The organism is Exiguobacterium sp. s28 (genome assembly GCF_018618135.1).
Taxonomy (GTDB): domain Bacteria; phylum Bacillota; class Bacilli; order Exiguobacteriales; family Exiguobacteriaceae; genus Exiguobacterium; species Exiguobacterium mexicanum_A.
In genome coordinates, this window is the sequence record NZ_JACSLL010000014.1 from 33407 (window position 1) to 47493 (window position 14087).

Below are 14087 nucleotides of genomic sequence, written 5' to 3' on the forward strand. Positions count from 1 at the left end.
CCTAACTTAAATAATGAACAAGCTGATCAAGAAGACGACCGCGAAGCCAGTCAATCCGATAATCGTTTCCATGACGGTCCACGACTTGAGCGTGTCTTTCACGTCAAGCCCGAAGTAGCGGTTGACGAGCCAGAACCCTGAGTCGTTGACGTGAGACAAGACGGTCGCACCAGAGGCGATCGCGATGACGATGAGGCCGAGCGCGGCACCGGTGATATTCTGGATTTCGAGAAGCGGCGTGATGAGTCCTGCCGCCGTGACCATCGAGACGGTCGCCGATCCTTGGGCGACACGGACGACGGTCGCAATCAAGAAGGCGAGCACGATCGCCGGAAGCGGTGACCCGGCCATCATTTCCCCGAGCACGTCACCGACACCTGAGTCGATCAATACTTGTTTGAACACGCCACCGGCACCGGTGACGAGGATGATAATCCCGGCCGGTTCGAGCGCTTTCGTCGCAATCTCTTGCACTTCGTCACGCGAGTAGCCGCGGCGTGTGCCGAGGAAGATGAACGTGAGCAACGTCGCGAGCGTCAAGGCGACGAACGGGTGACCCATGAACGTGAAGAACGTGCGGATGCTGTTGCCTTCTTCTAATAGGACGGCTGACAACGTGTTCGCGAGGATCAAGACGAGCGGAATCGAGATGAGCGAGACGATCATCTTGAAGCTCGGCAACTCTTTCGACGTGTCGATCTCTTCGAATTCCATATAGTCTGGAATGTTGACTTGAATCTTGTTCGCGATATATTTTCCGAAAACCGGACCGGCCAAAATCGCGGCCGGAATCCCAGCGATGACCCCAAACAAGATGACCCAGCCGAGCTCGGCCCCAATCAAGTTGGCGACGGCGATAGGACCTGGCGTCGGCGGGATGAAACTGTGCGTGACAGCGAGACCTGCAAGCAGCGGAATCCCGTAGTAGAGGAGCGAGCGGCCCGTCTTTTTGGCGAGACCGTAGACAATTGGTACGAGAATGATGAAACCGACGTCGAAGAAGACCGGCACGGCGACGATGAAGCCGGTGATGGCGAGCGCCCATTGCGCCTTGTCCTCGCCGAACTTATTGACGAGCGTCTGGGCGAGGCGTTCCGCGCCACCCGATACTTCTAACATCTTCCCGAACATGGCCCCGAGACCGACGACGACGGCGACGAAGCCGAGCGTACCGCCCATCCCGTTCTGAATCGAGGCGATGACGTCCCCGAGCGGCATGCCGGCCGCGATCCCGACGAGTAGACTGACGAGGAGAAGCGAGACGAACGCGTGGAGCTTCGTCCGCATGACCAAGAATAAGAGCAAGAAAATCCCTGCGACTGCGATAAGTATAAGCGTAGAGCCAGACATTATGTAGTTCCCCCTTTATTTTACGTGTAACCGTTTACAAATATTACCAAAGGAAAAGGCCACCCCTGACCTTTTCCTTGCGGGTTATTTCTTGACGACCGCGTGGCCTCCGAACTCGTTACGGAGTGCCGCGACGACTTTCCCGGAGAACGTGTCGTCCTCGAGCGAGCGATAGCGCATCATGAGCGACATGGCGATGACCGGGGCCGCTGCCTGCAACTCGAGCGCCGTCTCGACCGTCCATTTTCCTTCCCCTGAGGAATGCATGACGCCACGGATGTCGTCGAGTTTCGCGTCTTTCGAGAACGCGTTCTCAGTGAGTTCCATGAGCCATGAGCGGACGACCGATCCGTGGTTCCAGACACGGGCGACTTGCTCGTAATCGTAATCGAATGGGCTCTTCTCCAAGATGTCGAACCCTTCGGCGATCGCCTGCATCATGCCGTACTCGATGCCGTTGTGGATCATCTTCAAGAAGTGGCCGCTGCCGGCCGGTCCCGTGTACAAGTAGCCGTTCTCGACCGAGAGGTCTTTGAAGATCGGCTCGATCGTCGGCCAGGCGTCGGCGTCTCCGCCGACCATCGTGCAGGCGCCGTTGCGGGCGCCTTCCGTGCCCCCGCTCGTCCCGCAGTCGAAGAAGGCGATGCCTTTGGCGCTGAACTGTTCGGCGCGTGCGACCGACAGCTTGTAGTTCGAGTTTCCACCGTCGATGACGATGTCACCCGGCTCCAGTTTCTCAAGGAGTTCTGCCAGTACGGTCTCGGTGATGTCACCGGCCGGAACCATCGCCCAGACGACGCGTGGCGTCTCGAGCGAGTTGATGACGTCTTCGAGCGTTGGTACGATCTCAAACTTCGATGTCGCCTCGACGTTCCCGGCGTCCGTCCCGACGACCGTATGACCGTGGTCGCTCAAGTTGAGCGCCAAGTTGTATCCCATCTTGCCTAATCCAATCAAACCGATTTGCATATCGTCACCTCTAAATCGAATTTTTTTCCATCTCTCCACTATAATATCAAATTAAATTCGATTTTCAATAGAGATTGCGGAATTTTTTTCGAAAAGGTATCGTTAAAAGAAAAAAGGGTGAGACACATGGAATCGATGAACGGCCTGGCCCGGATTCGTGGGGCATATACGACACTGAGCAAGAAAGAGCAACGCATCGCCGACTATATCTTGAAACAGCCCGAACGCATCATCCACCATACGATCAACCAAGTCGCTGACGACCTCGACGTCGCCGAGTCGACCGTGTTCCGTTTCTGTCAGCGCGTTGGCTTCAAAGGTTATCAGGCGCTGAAGATTGCGCTCGCCACTGACGTCGTCGCGCCGCTCCAAGACATCCATGAAGACATCTCGAACGAAGACACGCCACATGAAATCGCCGAGAAGATATTCACTTCGAACGTGAAGACGCTCGAGGCGACCCGGCAAATCTTGGACGCGGCCTCGCTCGACAAGTCGGTCGCCCTGCTGTTGTCGGCCCGCCGCATCGAGTTCTTCGGGAGCGGCGGTTCGGCCGTCATCGCGCTCGACGCCTACCATAAGTTCGTCCGGAGCGGCCTGTTCGTCACGGCGAACCTCGAGTCGCACATGCAGCTCATGTCGGCGTCACAGCTGACGAAAGATGACGTCGCCGTCCTCATTTCGCACTCGGGTGCCTCGAAAGATACGCTCGACGTGGCGAAAGTATTGAACGAGCGCGGCGTGCCGACGATCGCCATCACGAACTATGCGAAGTCACCGCTCTCGAAGCTGTGTGACGTCGCCCTCTATACCGTGTCGCAAGAGACGGAGTTTCGCTCCGAGGCGCTCGCCTCGCGAATCGCCGAGCTCAGTCTAATCGACGCCTTGTTCACCGTCGTCATGATGCGGCGCGGGGAAGAAGGTAGAGAATCGCTCCAGAAGATGCGCGAAGCCATCTCGCTTCGACGCATGTGAAAAGACTGACCCTCGGGCCAGTCTTTTTCTTATTTGCGTGTCATTTGATGAACGCGTTTCTCGACCCGGCTCGGAGCATCTAAATTATGACGGAGCCTGTTGTCTTGTATATGCACAATCAATATGTATAAAAACCTGATTTTTGAAAAAGATTTACAGATACAAGTAGGGGTATGGGTATCACCTGAGGATTATAAAGTGCAAAAGGGTGGAATTAGTATAAACAGATTGATTTTCGTTTATACAGAGAGGAACGACCGATATGAATAACCTTAACTTCTTGACGACCGAGCACTACGACGTGTTCAAACAGTTGGCCCAGCGCCTCAAGAGTCCCGGAGACGTCAAGAAAGAGTATTTCTCCGCCCTTTATGTCATCGCCGGGAACGAACGGGTGCGAAACCTTCTCTTGCCGTACATGGACCTCGAGCAAGGCAAAATCAGCACGGCCACCATCATCGACGACAACACGTTCGAGAAACAAGACTTCATCCTCGTGAAACTCGTCATTCACTTGTACAACAATAAAGAATGGGTGCTCCCGACCGAGTTGATCAGTCTGCCGCAAGACGACTATCAACTCGCGATGCAGGCGATCACACTTTGTCGCGACGAGCAATTTGACGACGTCACCATACCAAAATAAGTTGACCTGTCCCGAATCGGTCGGGACGGGTTATTTGTCTAGTTGAAGGAGGCCACGCCATGTCCGTGAATACGACGATGCTCGCCATCGTGCTCGTCCTGATGGTATCGACGATTGCCGCCCCGTTCCTGTTCATCTTGTACCTTTGGCGGAAGGACCGCCACCAGCGCGAGCACTCCGTCCTCCGGAACTTCCCGATCCTCGGCAAGGTGCGTTACATCTTGGAGAAGGTCGGGCCTGAGATGCGCCAATACTTGTTCTTGAACGACAATGAGTCAAAACCGTTCTCCCGGAACGACTACGAGGCGGCCGTGATTTCCGGAAAATATAAGTCGCGCATCATCGGATTCGGCTCGGAACGGGACTTCGAAGGCGGCGGCTTCTGTCTTCAGAACGTGCTCTACCCGACGAACCGGGACGAGCTCCGCATCGACAACCGGGACACCGTGTCGACGCGGCTGTATCAAGTCGAGGAGGACAACCTGTTCACGCGGAAAGAGCGGATCGTCGAACGCGAGGTCGGTCCGTCCTTGTTGATGGAAGAAGACAGCATCGTCATCGGAAAACAGACGTGTCGGGAACCGTTCCGTGTCCGCGGCCTCGTCGGGCAATCCGCGATGAGTTTCGGCTCGCTCGGCGAGAATGCCATCACGGCGCTGTCGATCGGGCTCGGTCGGGCCAAAGGGACATGGATGAACACCGGGGAAGGTGGCCTGTCGGACCATCACTTGAAAGGCGAGGTCGACCTCATCTGTCAAATCGGGCCGGCCTTGTTCGGTGTCCGGACCGAGGACGGGGCATTCTCGGAAGTAGCGTTTAAAGCGAAGAGCGAGATTCCACAAGTACGCGCCTTCGAGTTGAAGCTCGCCCAAGGCGCGAAGACGAGGGGTGGCCATATCGAGGGCTCAAAAGTGACGGAAGAGATTGCCCGCATCCGGAGCGTCAAAGTCGGCGTGACGATCGACAGCCCGAACCGCTTCTCCGAGTTCAAGACGGACCGGGAACTGCTCGGCTTCATCGAGCGTTTGCGCGACATCGGCGGCAAACCCGTCGGCATCAAGCTTGTCGTCGGACGCCTCGCAGACGTCGAGGCGCTCATTCAAGAGATGGACTCATCGGGGAAACATCCTGACTTCATCACGGTCGACGGCGGGGAAGGCGGGACCGGGGCGACGTACCAAGAGCTCGCCGATACGGTCGGGCTGCCGTTGAAGGCCGCGCTCCCGTACGTGCATCGCTTACTAGTCGAACATGGGCTCCGTGACCGCGTCACCTTGTTCGCCTCCGGCAAGCTCGTGACGGCCGATAAGATTGCCGTCGCCCTGGCGCTCGGGGCCGATTGCGTCAATATCGCCCGCGGACTCATGTTCAACGTCGGTTGTATCCAGGCGCAAGTGTGCCATACGAACCGATGCCCGGTCGGCGTCGCGACGACCGACCCGAAACTGCAGCACGCCCTCGTCGTCGACGAGAAGAGTTTCCGCGTGACGAACTATATCATCTCGCTCCGGGAAGGACTCTACAACATGGCGGCCGCGGCCGGACTCGACACGCCGACGAAACTGTCGCTCGAACATGTCGCCTACAAGTACCCGGACGGTCGGGTGAAGCGGGGCGAAGAATTATTCGATGGACAGGCGAAAGACGGATGACCGCGGTCATCCGTCTTGTTGCGTAAGTCGTTGGAATAATTTCGAATACAGCGCCATCCCGACGAGCGCCGACAGCAAGATGAGCGTGAACACGGCGAGCGGGGAGACGAAGCCTGAAGCGAGCACCGTTACCGGCGCGAGGAACTTACCAATCGTGTTTTGGAGCGTATCAGCCGCGAGGTATTGTCCGCGTGATTCGGGAGGCGCATAGCGGCTGACGAAGCTCTGGCTGACCGGAGAGCGAATCAACTCGCCGAACGTGAACACGGTCGTGACGACGAGCAAGTACCAGACGTTCGACGAGAAGGCGACGAGGAACGTCCCGAAGCCGGCGAGGAATGTCGACAACAGGAAGACGCGTCGTTCATCCCACGCCCGGAACGCGCGCGTGACAGGAATGATGAAGACGACGAACAACAGGCCGTTATAGGCGACGAGCCAGCCGAACAGGACCGTGTTCGAGACATCGAATGTGGCCGGGGCCTGTTCGATCAAATAGACCGGTAAATACACGTCGAGCTGCATGATCGGAATCAGGGCGAACACTCCGGCGATCAAGTAGAGGCGGAAAAACGGATCGCGCAGGATCGTTGCATACGATTTTCCCTGGGTACGGAATGTCGTCGCGACTGTCTTTCCGGTCGAGCCCGGCCGTGTCTCATGGGTGAGCGCCGCGAGCAGCACCCCGTATCCGAATAGTACGAGGGCACAGCCGAGGAGCAGCGCCTGACGATGCTCGAAAAAAAGGACCGCCCCGAGGATGGGGCCGAGCACGGCTCCGATATTGTTCGACGCCATGAACGTCGCGAATACGTCACGTAGGTGCTCAGGCGGTACGAGATCGGCAACCATGGCCGAACTGGCAGGCTTGTAGATGGCGCCCATGAAGCCGATGCCGATATACGTGACATAGTCGACGATCGCGTTCGTCGAGAAGGCGAAACCGAGAAACAGGATACTTTGCGCGAACGTCCCGACGAGCATGACGGGACGGCGCCCGACCTGGTCGGCGAGCGATCCGCCTAATAAACTCCCGGCGAGGAGGAACAGCGGCGGCACGGCCATGAGCAGACCGGCCAGTTCGACGCCGAGCGTCTGGGCGAAATAGACGGTGATGAACGGGAAGTACATCCAAAACAACAGATTGAACAGCCCTTCGCCGAACAGGCGGACTTTCAAGTTGAGGTCCCAGCGGTATGTTTCCATGAATGTCCTCCTTCAGTAGGTCTGTCTTCACTGTACGGATTCAAGCCGAGAAAGAATAGACTTATGTTGCGTGATTTGCTACGCTAATAATAGAAGAAACGAATAAGAGAGCGCTTGTTTGCGCTGTCCCTTGAAACGAACATACGTTTGTGAAATGACCCCCGATGTAACCATCGGGGGTCATTTTTATTGCGTCGTCTTCGTCGCCTTGAAACTGCGGGCGAAAAATTCCTCGAATCGTTCATCGTCTTCCAGCAATGTTCGTCCGGTCATCGACAGCCGGCGTGTCGGAAAACCTGTCGATTGGCTCGGTGTGACGAAATAATCATTAGGATAGGCGGTCAACGTGGAGCGGACGAAATCGCGTAACACCGTTTCGTCCTCTTCAATCCATTGTTCCGACGAGCCCTCGAGATTGTCGCGCGTGAGCAAGATGCATGACCCGTCCCGGATGAACGGATTGAAACTGAGCCGTCGCGTCTCTGGACCTGTGAACGGTCGAAACTCGTGTGTGATCCCTGAAGGAGTGACCTCACCGATGACATAGCCGGTCGGCCACGCCTTGCCGCATCCGTCCCACACCGAGAAGACATGACCAGGATAGACGAGGTTGGCATCGCCACGTCGAGTGACCTCATAGCGATGATGATGACCGAGGGCGTAATAGCTGAACCCGAGCCGGGCGACGACGGATGTGGGGAACCGTTGTCGGTCCCCGTGACCGAGGAAGATGTTCGGATACGGGTCGTCTCGCATCGGCGTCCTTGCGACATCCTCTTTCAACCCGGTCTGGTTCGTCTCACAGCTGAGCCCATAAATCGCGGCGCCGAGCGCTTCATCGAAGACATACCCGGGTCGAAGGAAACTATGCACGTGCTTAATCTGACGCCAACGGTCGTGATAAGCGAGCCGATTGATATCATGGTCCCCGTATACCAAATAGACGGATGCACCGAGGGCGGTCCACGTCTTCAAATACGGGACGAAATCTTCCGGGTCGCTCACTTCGATGTCTCCGGCGATGAGCACTGCCTTGATGTTTTCATGTCGAATGACTTCCGCGATCTGGGCGAGCTTCTCGGCTTGGATGGCAAAACTCGTCCGTTCAGCCGTGATGGCGTTCCCGGTATGTCTCGCATGGTGTAAATCGGCAATATGAATGAAACGTGTCATTGGTAAGTCCTCCCGAATCTGGTCTATCCTAATTTTCCCATGTGAAGGCAAGCGTGTCGACGAGATTAATCTTTCTACGGGCCGGGAACATTAAACTGTTGATTACTTAAGGAGGGATTCGATGAAAGCCTTATTCTTGAACTGTTCATTAAAAGGCGGGGACACGACCTCGCATACGGAAGGATTGATGAAGGATATCATCCCGCACTTTGATGCGCTCGGGGTCGACTCGGAGATCGTCCGCGTCGTCGACTACAACGTCGCGTTCGGCGTGACCGAGGATGAAGGGGACGGGGATGCATGGCCCCAGATTTTTGAGAAAGTCAAAGCCGCCGACATCCTCATCATCGGGACACCGCTTTGGCTCGGCGAGAAGAGCAGCGTCGCGACGCAAGTCATCGAGCGGTTGTATGGGGGCAGCGCCTTGACGAACGACAAGGGCCAGGCCATCTACTACAACAAGGTCGGCGGTGTCGTCGTGACGGGGAATGAGGACGGGGCGAAGCATGCCTGTGCCTCAATCCTGTATGGTCTGTCGCATATCGGTTTTACCGTCCCCCCGAACGTCGACGCCTATTGGGTCGGCGAGGCCGGTCCCGGTGACTCGTATATCGATGCCGGGCGCGACAACGCCTTCACGAAAAAGAACGGCCGTGTCATGGCGTACAACTTGTACCATTTCGCGAACCTATTGAAGCAGACGCCGATCCCGGCCGAAGGCAATACAATGGAATGAGAAAGGCGGCCTCGGCCGCCTTTTTTGATGCTTATTCACCGAAGAATGGACGAGTGTCGCTTGGATGCACAGGTTTTCCGTAGCGTTTGATGCGTTTCTCGATCAACGTTTTCTGCTTCATCATATAATCGATGATGTGTTCAATGAAATGTTCGTCGACTAAGCAAGGCTCGAACCGGAGGACGTGTTGATAAGTATGCGGTCCGGCGCACAAAAAGCCAGGCGGTAACCAGGCTGTTTTCAAACGACTTATGTAATCCAATACGCGAATGACAAAATAAGCCTCGTCTACTTCCTGTTGATACATCATTTGGAACGATATCTCCCCACCATCGGGGAACGTGCGTGTTAATTTAAGTATGGTCATCGGTCCATACAACATCGTCTCTCCTTCGAATTGAAAACGATGATCTTGTTCACTGATGCGAAGCGCTTGGTCGGCGATTCGATTGAAGGTGTAATCGACATCTCGCCAATCGTTCGTCTGTTGGCGATAAAGGATTTCCCTTGTGGCTTTGTGTAGATTTTTCGAGACGCTTAACGGATATTCATGAAGTTTCAACATGTTTTTCCACTCCTTGTTCAACACAAGATATAGTGCTCCTTTCATCATAAGCTAATTTTAAAGGTTAGAATTTTACAGATTATAGTATATTTAAGAGGTTAATCGCTGTACTTTCCATTCGTAGTAACATTTTCCTTGAAAATTATAAAAGAGACATTTGTCACGCTAGAAAATATTGTGCAAAAAAACAGAAAGATTTCAGTCGACGTTGACTGAGATTTTTCTTTACAATCAAATCAGCGATTCAAACACAAAAAAGACGCTCGAAGGCGCCTTTAAAACAGTTGCTCACGATCAGAGCGAGTACTAGTTTGATCTCATTATTTTTTCTCCACCGCATGCCCGCCAAATTCATTCCGCAGAGCAGCGACGACTTTCCCAGAGAACGTGTCCTCTTCAAGCGAACGTTGCCGCATCATGAGCGACATCGCGATGACCGGTGCCGGTACCCCGTACTCGAGCGCCGTCTCGACTGTCCACTTGCCTTCCCCTGAGGCATGCATGACCCCTTTGATTTCGTCGAGCTTCGCGTCCTTATGGAACGCGCTCTCGGTCAGCTCCATCAGCCACGAGCGGACGACCGAGCCGTGGTTCCAGACGCGGGCGACTTGCTCGTGGTCATATTCGAACGGGCTCTTCTCGAGAATCTCGAACCCTTCGGCGATCGCCTGCATCATCCCGTACTCGATACCGTTATGGATCATCTTCAAGAAGTGACCACTGCCACTCGGTCCGGCGTACAAGTAGCCGTTATCCGTCGACACGTCGTGGAACAACTCCTCGATTTTGCCGAACGCCTCCAAATCCCCACCGATCATCGTACAGGCGCCGTGTCGCGCCCCTTCCATGCCGCCACTCGTTCCGACGTCAAAGAAGTAGATGAGCTTGTCTTTGAACTGCTCGGCTCGCCGCATCGACTCCTTATAGTTCGAGTTCCCGCCGTCGATGACGATATCCCCCGGAGACAAGAGCGCGTGCAGGTCGTTCAAGACGTGCTCGGTCACGTCGCCCGCCGGCACCATCACCCAGATGACGCGCGGTGCCTTCAGCCCTTCGACGACTTCTTCGAGCGACTGTTTCGTCTCGAACTGGCTCGTCGACACGTTGCCTGGGTCGTAGCCGAGCACATGGTGTCCACTGTCCGTCAAGTTGAGCGCCAAGTTCAACCCCATCTTCCCAAGTCCAATCATCCCTAATTCCATATCGGTTCACCCCGTTCGTTGTAGTGGTTTCCTTATAAGGGTTACCCGAAATGGATGGACTTCAAAAGAGGGGCTTCACTTCATCGATGCGGTAGGCGAGGATCGACCCGACCTTCACTTGCTTCCCGTCACTCAAGTTGACGAAGTCATTCAAAGGACTCGCGACCTTTAACGTCTTCTCGAATGTGGACGATGCCTCATGAATCGAACCTCCATACACGATAAACGAACAAAGCTCATTTTTCTCTAAAAAACACGTGACGACATAACGCATTTGCCGATTCCTCCGACCAGTTAATAGGTTTTTATTTACATTTACATTACGAATGAGTCAATTATTACAAAAAATCATCCGTTTGTCCCATAAAGGTTTTTAAATATAAGGAAACAGACCTAAAAAATTACACATTCGACGTATATTCGACATAAATCCAGTAAAGTTCTAACAGATAAATGGGACCTTATACATATGAGTGAAAAGTGAGAACGGTTTCAGTTGTACCAAGGCGTGGTACTCTTACAAAGGAATATCGGCAGAAGACTAAACTATTTATGAGGGAAACCCGATATTTAAAAACGAACGAATATTTCGACACTTGCCGACAAACATTTACCTTTTTTACAAATTTCTTAAAAGGTCGAAATTATTTGCATGATAAAATAAAACCTGGTCTTATTCATTAAAAGGTTCGAGAAAGGTGCTATGTCATGGAAGAGCAAAAGAAAAAGAGAGTCAAGAAACGCCGGAGAAAGAGTTCACCCGTAAAACGCATCGCGATCATCGCGGGAATCGTAGTAGGGCTGTTCCTGCTCATCGGAGTCGGGGTAGCTACATATCTATACAATCAAGTCGATTCGACCGTCGAACGGTTGAACGAGTCCACTGGGCTCAGCCCGGAGCGAATGCAACCGGAAACGATTGAAAACAAGAAGCCGATCTCGGTCCTTCTCCTCGGCGTCGACCGTCGTGCCGACGAGCAAGGTCGCAGCGACTCGATCATCGTCATGACGCTCAACCCGAACACGGATCAAAGCGCGATGCTCAGCATCCCGCGTGACACGAAGACGGAGATCGTCGGGAAAGACACATCTGACAAGATCAACCACGCTTACGCGTTCGGTGGAGCCGAGATGGCGCTCGACACGGTCGAGAACTTGCTCGACATCCCGATTGATTACGTGGCCGAAGTCGATATGAAAGGCTTCCAAGACACGGTCGACCTTCTCGGTGGCGTCAACGTGACGAACAATTTGGCGTTCACGTCAGGTGAGCATACGTTCGAACCGGGCGCACTCACGCTCAATGGCCCAGAAGCGCTCGCGTATACGCGCATGCGCTATGACGACCCAAGCGGGGATTTCGGTCGCCAGGAGCGCCAGCGTGACGTCATCACGGCCCTCGTCAATAAAGGCAAAGATGATTTCTCGATCTCGAAGTTCAACAATATGCTCGACGTGCTCGGCAACAACGCCAAGACGAACATGACGTTCAAAGACATCCGGACGCTCTCGAGCGACTATATGGCTGCTTTCAAAAACCAGGACGTCCTTCGCCTCGAAGGAACGGGCGGGAAAGAAAGCGACGGCATCTATTACTGGAACCCGGATGCTGCTTCACTCGAAGACGTGAAGTCGTATCTCGGACAATTGATGGAACAGTGACGTACCGCCTCATCCAATCGGATGAGGCGTTTTGATTTGTGCGATAATAAGAAGAAAAGGAGTGACCCGCGTGCTCGACCGCCTGATTCACCTCGTCATCGACGTCCGCCATCGGTTCAAGGACCACCATATTAACGATTACAGCGCGACGCTCGCGTTCTTTTGGTTTCTCGCCATCTTCCCGACGTTCGTCCTTTTGTTCGCCGTTATGGCGTGGTTCGGGATCGACGACGCCTTGTTGATCGAACAGATCGAGATTCTCATTCCGGGTTCGAGCGTGCGGGACATGCTGTCGATCGTCTATGACGTCAGCGGCAAGATCAACGCCGGTCTCGTCTCAATCGGTGCCATCATCGCCGTCTGGTCGGCATCGAACGGGACGGCCCGCCTCGTCAAGCTGACCGTGTTCGCCTACGGGGAGACGGAGGCTCGGAGCTACGTCGTCCGTCGTTTGATTGGTTTGCTCACGCTCATCGCCTTTAGCATCGGGGCCGTCATCTTGATTGTGTTCCATATTTTCGGCCGTGAGTTCGTCGAGCTCATGTACACGTGGTTCCCAATGCTCGAGGACTTCGACCGATTGGCGACTTTAGCGCGCTATACGTTATCGACCGTCATCCTTATCTTTGCGTTCTCGATGTTCTATAAGATCGCCCCGCAACAGCACGTCAAATTCACGGAGACGCTCCCCGGTGCCGTCTTCGCCGTCATCTCCTGGCAGCTGCTATCGACGGGTTATAGCGTCTATGTCGACCAGTTCTCGATGTTCGGGGACACGTACGGGACGATCGGCATCGTCATCTTGCTTCAAATTTGGCTCTACTTGACGGCGGCGACGATGCTGCTAGGGGCCGAAATAAACGCGGCCTGGCCCGACCACATGAGGCGTACCCGCTATAAGACACATTTCCCATGAAAATTGAAAAGATATGGTTAGCATTTTTTGACAACGTGCTATAATACAACACGTGAAGCGGGAATTATATCCATATCTAACGATTTTGAAAGCAGGTGCACGCATGGCGAGACATAAGAAGAAATCACGCTGGAAAAAAGTGTTGGCGATCACGCTCGGCGTTTTGACGGTCTTCCTCGTCGCCGGGGGCTTGTTCGTCTGGTCGATGTACCGAGACGTCAATGAGACGGTGACGAAAGTGAACGACAATTTGGAAATCAGCGAAGAACGGAAACAAGTCGAGACGATTGAACAGAAAGAATCGGTATCGGTGTTACTGCTCGGGATCGACCGCCGTGACGGGGAGCAGGGACGGAGTGACTCGATCATCGTCATGACGCTCAACCCGACGACGGACGAAGGGGCGATGCTCAGTATCCCACGCGATACGAAGACGGAGATTGTCGGACGCGGTACGAACGATAAAATCAACCACGCCTATGCGTTCGGCGGGGCCGGGATGGCGATGGATTCGGTGGAAGCGCTCTTGGATATCCCGATCGACTACGTCGTCGAGGCGGACATGGAGGCGTTCACCGAGGTCGTCGACGCGCTCGGTGGCATAACCGTAGAGAACAGTTTCGCGTTCTCGTCGGACGGCTACTCGTATCCGGTCGGACAGGTCGATTTGAACGGGGCCTCGGCATTGTCATACGCCCGTATGCGTTACGACGACCCGAACGGTGACTTCGGTCGGCAGGAGCGTCAACGCGCCGTCGTCGCGGCTATCGTCGAGAAGGGACGTTCTGACTTCTCGGTCGACAAAGTGACGAAGCTGCTCGATGTCGCCGGAAACCGGGCTAAGACAAACATCGAGTTCAACGAGCTTGTAGCGTTGTCGACGGACTATATGAAGGCGTTCCGTAATGCCAGCACGCTCCGCATCGAAGGCTCAGGCGGTCTGGAGTCAGACGGTATCTATTATTGGAATCCGGATTCGGCCTCGCTCGCCGACGTCCAAGCCGAGCTGCAGCGCTTGATGAACTAAGCCATTCC

Annotated in this window: 14 protein-coding genes; 7 read left to right on the forward strand and 7 right to left on the reverse strand. The window is 54.5% G+C overall.

What is annotated here, in order from left to right; translation table 11 throughout:
- Window positions 1-6: 6 nt before the first annotated feature.
- Both KNP78_RS13095 and gnd (KNP78_RS13100) read right to left on the reverse strand, forming a co-directional pair.
- Window positions 7-1350 (reverse strand): GntT/GntP/DsdX family permease, encoded by a 1344-nt coding sequence (locus tag KNP78_RS13095; RefSeq protein ID WP_034779082.1) that lies wholly within the window; start codon window positions 1348-1350, stop codon window positions 7-9.
- Between the two features lie 84 nt (window positions 1351-1434).
- A complete protein-coding gene (gene gnd, locus KNP78_RS13100) occupies window positions 1435-2319 on the reverse strand; it encodes a phosphogluconate dehydrogenase (NAD(+)-dependent, decarboxylating) (RefSeq protein ID WP_214824741.1) in 885 nt (294 codons plus the stop codon).
- A 126-nt stretch (window positions 2320-2445) separates the two neighbouring features.
- Here gnd (KNP78_RS13100) and KNP78_RS13105 point away from each other — a divergent pair, with 126 nt between their 5' ends.
- The 3 genes from KNP78_RS13105 (at window position 2446) to KNP78_RS13115 (ending at window position 5592) form a co-directional block, all read left to right on the forward strand.
- Window positions 2446-3294, forward strand: a complete 849-nt coding sequence (locus KNP78_RS13105) for a MurR/RpiR family transcriptional regulator (protein WP_034779080.1) — start codon at window positions 2446-2448, stop codon at window positions 3292-3294.
- A gap of 262 nt (window positions 3295-3556) precedes the next feature.
- The gene (locus KNP78_RS13110) at window positions 3557-3940 is read left to right on the forward strand and encodes a hypothetical protein (protein ID WP_034779079.1); all 384 of its coding nucleotides are present in this window, start codon (window positions 3557-3559) and stop codon (window positions 3938-3940) included.
- Between the two features lie 59 nt (window positions 3941-3999).
- Window positions 4000-5592 carry an FMN-binding glutamate synthase family protein gene (locus KNP78_RS13115; RefSeq protein ID WP_214824744.1) on the forward strand — a complete coding sequence of 531 codons (1593 nt, stop codon included), beginning with the start codon at window positions 4000-4002 and terminating at the stop codon, window positions 5590-5592.
- Between the two features lie 6 nt (window positions 5593-5598).
- On the opposite strand, the gene KNP78_RS13120 is transcribed toward KNP78_RS13115, so the two are convergent.
- Together KNP78_RS13120 and KNP78_RS13125 are read right to left on the reverse strand one after the other, a co-directional pair.
- On the reverse strand, window positions 5599-6798 hold the full coding sequence (locus KNP78_RS13120) for an MDR family MFS transporter (RefSeq protein ID WP_214796773.1): 1200 nt from the start codon (window positions 6796-6798) through the stop codon (window positions 5599-5601).
- A 186-nt stretch (window positions 6799-6984) separates the two neighbouring features.
- Entirely contained in the window at window positions 6985-7971 is a 987-nt protein-coding gene (locus tag KNP78_RS13125; protein WP_214824747.1) for a metallophosphoesterase family protein, read from the reverse strand.
- A gap of 121 nt (window positions 7972-8092) precedes the next feature.
- Here KNP78_RS13125 and KNP78_RS13130 point away from each other — a divergent pair, with 121 nt between their 5' ends.
- A complete protein-coding gene (locus tag KNP78_RS13130) occupies window positions 8093-8707 on the forward strand; it encodes a flavodoxin family protein (RefSeq protein ID WP_214824750.1) in 615 nt (204 codons plus the stop codon).
- 31 nt (window positions 8708-8738) lie between these two features.
- Here KNP78_RS13130 and KNP78_RS13135 read toward each other — a convergent pair whose 3' ends face one another.
- The 3 genes from KNP78_RS13135 to KNP78_RS13145 all read right to left on the reverse strand — a co-directional run bounded on the left by KNP78_RS13135 (window position 8739) and on the right by KNP78_RS13145 (window position 10748).
- Complete coding sequence (locus KNP78_RS13135; protein WP_214824753.1) at window positions 8739-9272, reverse strand: hypothetical protein; 534 nt, start codon at window positions 9270-9272, stop codon at window positions 8739-8741.
- Window positions 9273-9592: 320 nt separating this feature from the next.
- The gene (gene gnd, locus KNP78_RS13140) at window positions 9593-10474 is read right to left on the reverse strand and encodes a phosphogluconate dehydrogenase (NAD(+)-dependent, decarboxylating) (RefSeq protein WP_214824756.1); all 882 of its coding nucleotides are present in this window, start codon (window positions 10472-10474) and stop codon (window positions 9593-9595) included.
- A gap of 61 nt (window positions 10475-10535) precedes the next feature.
- Complete coding sequence (locus KNP78_RS13145) at window positions 10536-10748, reverse strand: hypothetical protein (RefSeq protein ID WP_034779072.1); 213 nt, start codon at window positions 10746-10748, stop codon at window positions 10536-10538.
- Between the two features lie 434 nt (window positions 10749-11182).
- On the opposite strand from KNP78_RS13145, the gene KNP78_RS13150 reads away from it, so the two are divergent.
- The 3 genes from KNP78_RS13150 (at window position 11183) to KNP78_RS13160 (ending at window position 14079) form a co-directional block, all read left to right on the forward strand.
- Window positions 11183-12136, forward strand: coding sequence for an LCP family glycopolymer transferase (locus KNP78_RS13150; RefSeq protein ID WP_214824758.1), 954 nt, complete (start codon window positions 11183-11185; stop codon window positions 12134-12136).
- Window positions 12137-12197: 61 nt separating this feature from the next.
- Window positions 12198-13052 (forward strand): YihY/virulence factor BrkB family protein, encoded by an 855-nt coding sequence (locus tag KNP78_RS13155; protein WP_371819215.1) that lies wholly within the window; start codon window positions 12198-12200, stop codon window positions 13050-13052.
- A 103-nt stretch (window positions 13053-13155) separates the two neighbouring features.
- A complete protein-coding gene (locus KNP78_RS13160) occupies window positions 13156-14079 on the forward strand; it encodes an LCP family glycopolymer transferase (RefSeq protein WP_214824760.1) in 924 nt (307 codons plus the stop codon).
- Window positions 14080-14087: the final 8 nt, after the last annotated feature.